8 protein-coding genes are annotated in these 9,533 nt (G+C 71.2%); 2 read left to right on the forward strand and 6 right to left on the reverse strand.

The window, feature by feature from the left end:
* Positions 1-2,367: helicase-related protein (locus tag ACTIFU_RS20110; protein ID WP_439580101.1), on the reverse strand; the 2,367-nt coding region annotated here is incomplete at its 3' end.
* A 59-nt stretch (positions 2,368-2,426) separates the two neighbouring features.
* Positions 2,427-3,146 carry a DUF1223 domain-containing protein gene (locus tag ACTIFU_RS20115; protein WP_439580102.1) on the reverse strand — a complete coding sequence of 240 codons (720 nt, stop codon included), beginning with the start codon at positions 3,144-3,146 and terminating at the stop codon, positions 2,427-2,429.
* 161 nt (positions 3,147-3,307) lie between these two features.
* On the opposite strand from ACTIFU_RS20115, the gene ACTIFU_RS20120 reads away from it, so the two are divergent.
* Both ACTIFU_RS20120 and ACTIFU_RS20125 read left to right on the forward strand, forming a co-directional pair.
* Positions 3,308-4,453, forward strand: coding sequence for an MFS transporter (locus ACTIFU_RS20120; RefSeq protein WP_439580103.1), 1,146 nt, complete (start codon positions 3,308-3,310; stop codon positions 4,451-4,453).
* 128 nt (positions 4,454-4,581) lie between these two features.
* Entirely contained in the window at positions 4,582-5,169 is a 588-nt protein-coding gene (locus tag ACTIFU_RS20125; protein ID WP_439580104.1) for a D-Ala-D-Ala carboxypeptidase family metallohydrolase, read from the forward strand.
* 40 nt (positions 5,170-5,209) lie between these two features.
* On the opposite strand, the gene ACTIFU_RS20130 is transcribed toward ACTIFU_RS20125, so the two are convergent.
* The 4 genes from ACTIFU_RS20130 to ACTIFU_RS20145 form a co-directional block, all read right to left on the reverse strand.
* Positions 5,210-5,923 (reverse strand): alpha/beta hydrolase family protein, encoded by a 714-nt coding sequence (locus ACTIFU_RS20130; protein WP_439580105.1) that lies wholly within the window; start codon positions 5,921-5,923, stop codon positions 5,210-5,212.
* A gap of 210 nt (positions 5,924-6,133) precedes the next feature.
* The gene (locus ACTIFU_RS20135) at positions 6,134-6,838 is read right to left on the reverse strand and encodes an ABC transporter ATP-binding protein (RefSeq protein WP_439580106.1); all 705 of its coding nucleotides are present in this window, start codon (positions 6,836-6,838) and stop codon (positions 6,134-6,136) included.
* Entirely contained in the window at positions 6,838-7,599 is a 762-nt protein-coding gene (locus ACTIFU_RS20140; protein ID WP_439580107.1) for an ABC transporter ATP-binding protein, read from the reverse strand. The genes ACTIFU_RS20135 and ACTIFU_RS20140 overlap by 1 nt, the downstream gene beginning before the upstream one ends.
* Positions 7,596-9,461 carry an ABC transporter permease gene (locus ACTIFU_RS20145; RefSeq protein WP_439580108.1) on the reverse strand — a complete coding sequence of 622 codons (1,866 nt, stop codon included), beginning with the start codon at positions 9,459-9,461 and terminating at the stop codon, positions 7,596-7,598. The genes ACTIFU_RS20140 and ACTIFU_RS20145 overlap by 4 nt, the downstream gene beginning before the upstream one ends.
* Between the last annotated feature and the right edge of the window lie 72 nt (positions 9,462-9,533).

Genomic DNA, 9,533 nt, shown 5'->3' on the forward strand with positions numbered 1-9,533 from the left:
CCCGCCCCCCCCCGGCCGGCGCGCGCCCCCCCGGCCGCGCCGCACCGCAGGGAGCGCGGCCCCGCGGCCGCCGCGCCGGCGCGGCAGGCCGGCGGGCAGGGCCTGTGCCCCCGCGCGGGTGAGATGGACAAGCTCGGCGCCGATCCGCTCCGCGACGTCCAGCCGCACCGCGACCGGGCCGAGCGGGAGGTAGCCCAGCATCTCGATCCAGCCCTCGGGCCAGGACCCGTCGGGGCGCAACGCGACGGCGCCGGCCGTCGGCAGCGGCGGCGGCACGACCCCGCGCCAGACCGCCCAGAGCTGCGCGCGCAGCGCCGTGGCGCCGGGGCGGATCAGCGCGGGCTGGAACGCCGCATGGCGGCCGAGCCGCACACCGAGCGCCTTCAGCCGCCCGCGGTCCAATCCGGACGCCGGGACGTCCGCGCGCGGCACCACCCCGAGCCCCTCCTGCAGCAGATGGGCGAGCCCGCGCAGCGCCGGGTCCGAGGCCGCGGGACCGAGGGCCAGCAGCGGCTCGAGCGTCGCCGCAACCTGCGCAGCGAGCCAGGCAGCGGTGCGCGCACGGACGCGCTCGCGCTGGGCGCCGTCGAGAAATTCCCCGCCCGGCACCTCAACCAGCGGCCGCAGCACCGAGGCGCCGGGCCTAAGCCGCGCGACCTCGGCGCCGCGCCAGGCGATCCGCCCGGCGGGGATGAAGGCAAAGGCCGTGTCGGCGTCGGCCTCCAGCGCGGCGACCCGGCGCGGCACCTCCGCGGCCAGGGCGCGGCGGGCGGCGCGCAGCACGGCCTGCTTGCCGACACCATCCGCCTCCGGGTCAGGGTGGAACACGAACCCCTCGACCTGCCCGACCGCGTGGCCCTCGACCACCACCGTGCCGTCGCGCGTGACCGCCGAGAGCAACTCCGCGTCGGAGGCGGCGTCGAGGCGGCGGATCAGATGCGCGGCACGGCGGTCGACGAAGCGCGCGGTCAGTGTCTCGTGCAGCGCGTCGGAGATCCGGTTTTCGAGCGTCCGGCAGCGCTCGATCAGCGGCGCGGCGTCGGCGAGCCAGCCCGGGCGGCCGGCGATGTAGGACCAGGTGCGCGCGGAGGCGATGCGCGCCATCAGCGTGTCGAGCTCGCCGTCGGTCCGGTCGAGCAGGTCGAGCTCGCGGTGCACCCAGGCCGGATCGACCCGGTGCGGCCGGTCGTGCAGGAACCGGAAGATCCGCGCGCAGATCCGCGCGTGCGAGTCGTCGCCGAGGTGGCGGTAGTCCGGCACCTGGCAGGCGTCCCACAGCAGCGCGACGGCGCGGCGATCGCGGGCGAGGGCAGCGATCTCGGGGTCGCGGGCGAGCGCGGCGAGGGCAAGGTGATCCGCGGCGTCCGGTCCGCGCACCAGGCCAGGACCGGGCGGGGGGCGGTCGAGCGAGCCGAGCAGCCCGCCGAGGCTCGCGAAGTCGAGCGCTGCGTTGCGCCAGATCAGGTGCTGCAGCGGGTCGAACCGGTGCGCCTCGACCGCCTCGACGATCTCGGCCGACAGCCCCGCCGCCTCGGCGGTGGTGCCGAAGGTGCCGTCGGCCATGCCGCGGCCGGCGCGCCCGGCGATCTGGGCGACCTCGGTGGCATGGAGCCCGCGCGCGCGATGCCCGTCGAACTTCGACAGGCCAGCGAAGGCGACATGGTTCACGTCCATGTTCAGCCCCATCCCGATCGCATCGGTCGCGACCAGGAAATCCACCTCCTTGGCCTGGTACATCGCCACCTGGGCGTTGCGCGTGCGGGGGCTCAGGCGGCCCATCACGATCGCACAGCCGCCGCGGCGCCGGCGCAGCGCCTCTGCGATCGCATAGACCTCGGCGGCCGAGAACGCGACGATCGCGGTGCGCGGCGGCAGGCGCGAGAGCTTGGCGTGCCCGACATGGGCGAGTGCGGAGAGGCGCGGGCGGGTCTCGATCTCGGCGTCGGGCACGAGGCGGCGGAGCAGCGGGCGGATCGTCTCGGCGCCCAGGAACATGGTCTCCTCGCGGCCGCGCGCGTGCAGCAGCCGGTCGGTGAAGACGTGGCCGCGATCGGGGTCGGCGCAGAGCTGGATCTCGTCCACGGCCAGGAAGGCGAACGGTCGGTCCAGCGGCATCGCCTCGACCGTGCAGCAGAACCAGCGCGCGCCCGGCGGGACGATCTTCTCCTCGCCGGTCACCAGCGCGACGCGCGCCAGCCCCATCCGCGCGGCGATGCGGTCGTAGTTCTCGCGCGCGAGCAGGCGCAGCGGGAAGCCGATCACCCCCGTGGCATGGGCCAGCATCCGCTCGATCGCGAGATGGGTCTTGCCGGTGTTGGTCGGGCCCAGCACGGCCCGGACGCGGGCAGACTCGACGGCCCCGTGCATGGGTCCAGAGTGAGCAGAGAGGGCGGGCGGGCGCAACCGCGAAGTCGCGGGTGCTGGGCTCAGCGTAGCGCGACCTGCCCGGCCGCCAGGATCGGCCCGTGGCGCGGGCGCTGGAGCACCAGGGCGACCGCGTCCGCGCCCTCGGCTTCGGTGGCGGCCAGGGTCAGCACCACCGGGACGGCCTCGATCGCCGCGACCGGCGCGGCCCAGCGCACCACGTTGGTATGGTGCAGCGTGTGCCCGGCGTTCTCGCCGTCGATCACCTGCCGGACCTCGCTCCGCGAATAGGCGACCAGCCAGAGCTGCGCCCCTCCCTGCGGCAGGGCAAGCGCGGGAACCGTGACGGACAGGGTCGGCGGCTGCCGTGATGCGACGGAGACGACGATCATCGCCGCGGTCGGCGCCTGCGTCATCAGCCGCTCGATCGCGGCCCGATCGTGGCCGACGGTATGCGCGGTGCCCTGGACGACGAGCTGCGGCGTGTAGATCGAGCGCTCCTTCATCGCCCGGGCATAGCCGCGCTGACGCTGCACGGAAACCGCCAGCGCGAAGGGATCGCGCCAGCCCATATGGTCCCAGTATGGCACGTGGAACGACAGCGCGATCACGCCGCTGTCACGCGCGAGCCTGGCCAGCAGCTTGTCAGCAGGCGGGCAGGCCGAGCAGCCCTGGCTGGTAAACAGCTCCAGAACCACAGGGCCGCGCCCGCTGCCGGAATCGGCGGCACGGGGCCAGACGGCGACGGTGAGGGCGAGGGCGACGACCAACAGGCGGACCATGGCGGCGAACAATCGACGGCCCGGGCGGCATGGCCAAGCCACACGCGCGTGAAGCACGCCACAGGTGTGGCGGATCGGCATCACGATCCGGTTGACGGGGCGGATCACCCCATGCCGTGACCCGCTTGCGGCGCGGCCCGCCCCTCCGTATGCGGGCGGCCATGACCCCGGCGCGACGGCTGGCCCTGTTCTATGCGACGGCCTTCGCGGCACCCGGGGCGTCGCTGCCCTTCCTGCCGCCCTTCCTCGCGGCGCGCGGCCTTCGGCCGGAGGCGATCGGACAGGCGCTGGCGCTGGCCATGCTGGCGCGGCTGGTCGTCGCGCCCAGCGCCGCCGCGCTTGCCGATCGGCTCGGCGATCGCCGGCGGGTGGTGTTCGTTTTCGCCGCCTTGGCGATGGCAGCGAGCGCATTGCTGCTGGTGCCGGTGCCGTGGGTGCTCGCGCTGGCGGTGGTGCTGTCGGGCGCGGCGACCGGGCCGCTGGTGCCGATCGCGGATTCGCTCGCGGTGCGCGCAGCGGCGAGCGGCCAGGGTGATTTCGGGCGGATGCGCGCGGCGGGCTCGGTCTCGTTCATGGCGCTGACGGGGCTCGCCGGCGTGCTGATCGGCGCGGGTGGGGACGTCGCGCTGCCGCTGCTGCTGCTCGCCTGCCAGGCGGCAGTCGTGCTCGCGAGCCTGGGGCTGCCGGCGCTCGGCGTCAGCCGGGTGGCACCGGGCGGGCGCGGCGCGCTCGCGCTCTTCCGGAGCCGCGATTTCCTCCTGCTGCTGGTCGCCTCGGGGCTGATCCAGGGGAGCCACGCGCTCTACTACGCCTTCTCGGCGCTGCACTGGGGACGCGCCGGCCTCGGCCCGCCGCTGATCGGCGCGCTCTGGGTCGAGAGCGTCGTGGTCGAGGTGCTGCTGCTGACCTTCGGCCGCGACGTTGTCTCCCGCCTCGGGCCGGTCCGGCTGATGGCGGCGGGTGCGGCCGCGGCGAGCCTGCGCTGGATCGGCACCGCACTGACCACCACCCCGCTCGCCCTCGCCGTCCTGCAACCGCTGCACGCGGCGAGCTTCGCGATGACCATGCTGGGTGCGGCACAGCTGATCGGCACGCTGGTGCCGCCCGAGCGCGGCGCAACCGCGCAGAGCCTGCACGCCTCGTTCGGCCCCGGCCTTGCGAACGCGCTGCTCACCCAGGCCTCAGGCCTGCTCTATGCCCGGCTGGGAGGGGGCGCCTTCCTCGCGATGGCGACGGTCGCGGCGGCCGCACTGCCGGCGATCGCGGCGCTCGCCCGCGCCGCCGGGCCGGAGCAGCCTGCCCGCTGAGTGTTGCTAAGACGGATCAACCGACGCTTCGGACGGGCTTGGATGAACATGACGGTCCGGACACATGACTGCAATCTTGAGCAGCTAGACCTTCACGATCCGCGAACATGCGACGGAAGGAACGGCCCATGTCCTTCGACGAGACTGCCTTCGCGACGAAAATCAACCGGATCGGGCTGAAGCATTTCGGCTACCAGGAGCTGCTGACCCGAACGACCTGGAAGAACAAGTTCGGCACCCGGAACAGCAAGCCGCCGATGCGGCTCTGGGACAACATCATCCCGACCATCATTGTGCTCGACGCGCTGCGCGCCGAGCTCGGCAAGTCGATCTCGCTGCAGAGCGTCTATCGCAGTGAGGCCTACAACCAGGCGTCGAGCGACTCCTCGAAGGGCTACACCGGGCGCGCCAAGACCAGCCAGCACATGGCCTACAGCGCCATCGACTTCATCGTCTCCGGCATGTCCTGCACCAAGGTCGCGACGATCCTCCAGGAGTGGCAGAACGATGGAAAGCTGTTCTATTCGCCCGTACTGTTCGAACGGAAGGCCGAGAAGGTGAGCGCCGGCACGATCCCGTTCGGTGAGCTGCCACGGCACTGGCATGTCTGGCCGATCGGGGTGTGGTTCTCGTTCAAGGGCTTCATCAAGGCCTATCCGAGCGAGAACTTCACGCATCTCGACACGCGCGGGCTCACTTCGAACATGACGGAGTAGGCTGCCCGCAGCGACGCTGCACCGATGCGCGGTCGCAGGGCTAGGACGTCGGGCGGCGGGACGCCTCCCGCGCAACCCAGTCGGACAGACCGGCCTGCCACATTGCGTCGATGCTGTTGTGTCCGGCGCCTGGAACAATACGCATTTCGGCGCGCACACCGCGCGCGCTCAGCCTCTCGATATAGCTCCGCTTCTGCGATGGGAAGGCATTGGTGTCGTTCGCGCCAGTGTAGCCGATGACCTGCGCAGTGGTGGGCACCGAGTCCGCCAGGCGATACGGGTCGAGGCTGCGTGTCCAGGGCTGGCGGCCGAATCCATCACGCCAAGCCGCAATGTTGCAGTTGCACGCCAGCAGGGCGGCGGCATCGATCAGCCCCGGATTGCGCGCAAGAATGTTGGCGATCGTCGCCGCACCGCCTGAATGCCCAACACCGATCACGCGCGTCGCCCCGGTCTCGCGCTTCAGCGCCCGGATGGCGCCGGCCATGATGTCCATGTTCTCGGCGGTGTACTGGTCGGTGCGGTTGTAGTTGGTGCCGGTGGAGGCATTTCCTGCGCCGTCCGGATATCCGGGGCGTACCAGCGCGACTACCGCCGCGTCCGGTACGCGATCCGCGATCCGCCGGGCGAACGGGAAGTGGTAGTTCGCGGGGCCGCCGGACGAGACGTCACCGTGCAGCATGACGATCAGCGTATGGCTCGTCGCCTGGCCGAAACGCCGCACGGCGACACAGCCGCGGCCGTCCACCTCCACGCGCTGGGGTCCCTCGCACACAGGCGGCGTGCTGCCTGTAGCCGGACGCTGGGCAGCAGGGTCGGCTGTGCAGGCGGCAAGCAGAAGCGACACAGCAGCGAACGGAATGGTACGGCGCATGGACGACCCTCACCGTAATGATGCGATAACCTTCTGAGTCCCGATGCCGCGTCGCCTGTCAAGTGTTGGCCCAACCGTGTCGTCGATCTGTCATACGGAGAGATACTGCGCCTTGATCCCTGGTTCCGCGCGCAGCGCGTCGAGCGTCCCGGTCCAGCGCACGATGCCCTTCTCGATGATCGCTGCGCGGTCGGCGACGCGCTCGGCGAAATGCAGGTTCTGCTCCGACAGCACGACAGTCAGCCCCGCTGCCTTCACCGTGCGGATCGCCTCGGCCATCTGCTGCACGATCACCGGCGCCAGTCCCTCGGACGGCTCGTCGAGCAGGACGAGGCGCGGATTTCCCATCAGCGTGCGTGCGATCGTCAGCATCTGCTGCTCGCCGCCGCTCATCCGTCCGCCGGGGCGGTCCTTCATGCGCGCGAGATTGGGGAAGATCGCGAACAGCCGTTCCGGCGTCCAAGGGTCGAGTCCGTCGCGCGGCGCCCGCCGGCCGACCTCGAGATTCTCCGTGACCGTGAGGTCGGTGAAGATGCGCCGGTCCTCCGGCACGTAGCCGAGGCCAAGGCGCGCGATCTCGTAGGGCGCGCGGCCGGCGATCTCGGCGCCGTCGAAGGTCACCGACGAGCCGGGCGCTGGCCGGACCAGCCCCATGATCGCCTTCATGGTGGTGGACTTGCCCGCGCCGTTGCGCCCGAGCAGGACCAGCACCTCGCCACGGGACACCTCGAACGCGACATCGCGGAGGATATGCGCCCGGCCGTAGAACGCATTGAGCTGCCGGACGCTCAGCATCAGTGCGCCGCCATCTCGTCCGAGCCGAGATACACCTCGCGCACCGCCGGATTGGCGCGCACCGAAGCGGCGTCGCCCTCTGCGATCAGCGACCCGCGGTTCATGACGATGATCCGGTCGGCATGGCCGAACACCACGTCCATGTCGTGCTCCGTGAAAAGGCAGGCGAGGCCGCGCGCGCGCACCAGCGATCGCGTCAGCTCCATCAGCGCGATGCGTTCCGTGGGCGCCATCCCGGCGGTCGGCTCGTCCATCAGCAGCAGCTTCGGGTCGTTGGCGAGCGCCATCGCGAGCTCGACGCGTTTGAGATCGCCGTAGGCGAGCACGCCGCAGGGGCGGTCGGCCTGCTCGATCATGCCGACATGCGCGAGCAGCGCGTCCGCCTCGGCGGCGAAGTACTGCCGCGCGGCGCGCCAGAACGTCCAGACGCGGCGGTGGTGGCTGAGCAGCGCGCACTGGATGTTCTCGCGGACCGTCATCGAGGCGAAGGTGGCGGTGATCTGGAACGTGCGGCCAACGCCGAGGCGCCAGATCGCGCGCGGCTTCCGGCTGGTCAGCGTCTCGCCGGAGAGACGCACCTCCCCCGCATCCGCGCGGAGCTGCCCGTTCAGCAGGTTGAAGCAGGTGGACTTGCCCGCACCGTTGGGTCCGATCAGCGCCAGCATCTCGCCTTCGCGCACCGCAAGCGAGACGTCATTCACCGCGTGGACCCCGCCGAACCGCTTGGAGAGGCCGCGCGCCTCCAGCACCAGTTCGCTCATGCGGCTTCCATTCCGCGCGCTCGCTCGTAGCGCTGCCTGACGAAGCCGGCGATGCCCTGCGGGAAGGCGAGCACCAGCGCGACGATCGCGAGTCCGAGAATCAGTCGCCACCAGGTGAAGGCCTGGAGCACGGTGAGGAACAGCGTGTGGAAGGCGAGCGCGCCGACGATCGGTCCCGAGACGGTCTGCACCCCGCCGAGCAGGACCATCAGCAGCGCATCGATCGATTTCGGGATCGAGATGTAGGTCGGAAAGACGCTGCCCTTGGCGTAGGCGTAGACGCCCCCTGCAAGGCCCGCACCGAGCGCGGCGATGACGAAGGCGCCGAGGCGGATGCGCACCGCGTTCAGCCCGATCGCCTCGGCGCGAAGTTCGGAATCGCGCGCGGCCCTGAGTGCGTAGCCGAACGGCGCATAGATGATGCGGCGGAGCAGCAGTGTCGCGCCGATGCAGAGGACGAGCGCGAGCCAGAGATAGGCACCCTTCTCGCGCGCCCACTCGGATGGCCAGACGCCGAGGATGCCGTTGTCGCCGCCCGTGAACTCCACCCACTGGAACGCCGCCGCCCAGACGATCTGCGCGAAGGCGAGGGTCAGCATGGCGAGATAGACGCCCGAGAGCCGTACCGCGAACCAGCCGAACACCAGGCCGAACGCGCCGGCGAGCAGCGGGGCGAGCACGATCCCCGCCTCCATCGGCACCGCGAGGTAGCGCATCCCGAGCGCCGCCCCGTAGGCGCCGAGCCCGAAATACGCCGCATGGCCGAAGCTGACGATGCCGCCCGTGCCCATCATGAAGTGCAGACTCGCGGCGAACAGCACGAACACCGCGAGCTCGACCAGCACGGTCACGATGTAGGGTCCGGCGAAGAAGGGCACGGCGGCGCCGATCAGCAGCGCGGCCGCACCTGTCCATTTCAGGATGTCGGGCGCGGGTCGGATCACCGGCTCCACCGCGCCGGCGGCCGCGCGCGCATGCGCCTGCGGACGGCCGAGCAGCCCGTAGGGGCGGATCATCAGCACCGCGGCCATCACCAGGAACACCAGCACCAGCGTCGCTTTCGGGACGAGAACGATGCCGAAAGCCTGCACCTCGGCGATCAGCAGCGCGGCAAGGAACGCACCCGGAACGGACCCCAGGCCCCCGACCACGACGACCACGAAGGCCTCGGCAATGATCGCGAGGTCCATCTGGAGGAACGCGCTCTGGCTCGGCAGCACGATCGCGCCGCCCAGGCCCGCGAGCGTCGAGCCGAGGAAGAACACGCCGGTGAAGAGAACCCGCTGATCCACACCCAGAGCCGCGACCATCTCGCGGTCCTGGGTCGCCGCGCGCACCAGCACGCCGACGCGTGTGCGCTGGAACAGGAACCACAGCAGCGCCAGCACGGTGGGGCCGACGAAGATCAGGATCAGGTCGTACTGTGGGAACCGGCTGCCCGCGATCTCGACGAAGCGGCGCAGCCATGGGGGGCGGGGGAGGGGAAGGTCCTCGGGGCCCCAGACGGCGAGCGCGATGTCCTGGATCATCAGCACCACGCCGAAGGTGGCGAGCAGCTGGAACAGCTCGGGCGCACGGTAGATGCGGCGCAGCAGGGCGATCTCGATCAGCGCACCGATTGCGCCGACTGCGAGTGCCGCGAGCAGGATGCCGGCGATGAACAGCGCCGGCTCGCGGCCACCCCAGTCCCACAGTGCGCGCGTGATCGTCCAGGTGAGGTAGGCGCCCAGCATGTAGAAGCTGCCATGCGCGAAGTTCACGATGCGCGTGACGCCGAAGATCACGGTCAGTCCGGACGCGATCAGGAACAGCGCCGAGGCGTTCGCGAGGCCGGTCAGGAACTGGATGAGGATGAAGTCCACGAAGAACCTTTGAAGGAAGAACCGGGGGGACCACGGTGGTCCCCCCGGACCCCCCTCCCGTTGGTCGGGGGC

Source organism: Elioraea sp., from assembly GCF_051860475.1.
Taxonomy (GTDB): Bacteria; Pseudomonadota; Alphaproteobacteria; order Acetobacterales; family Acetobacteraceae; genus Elioraea.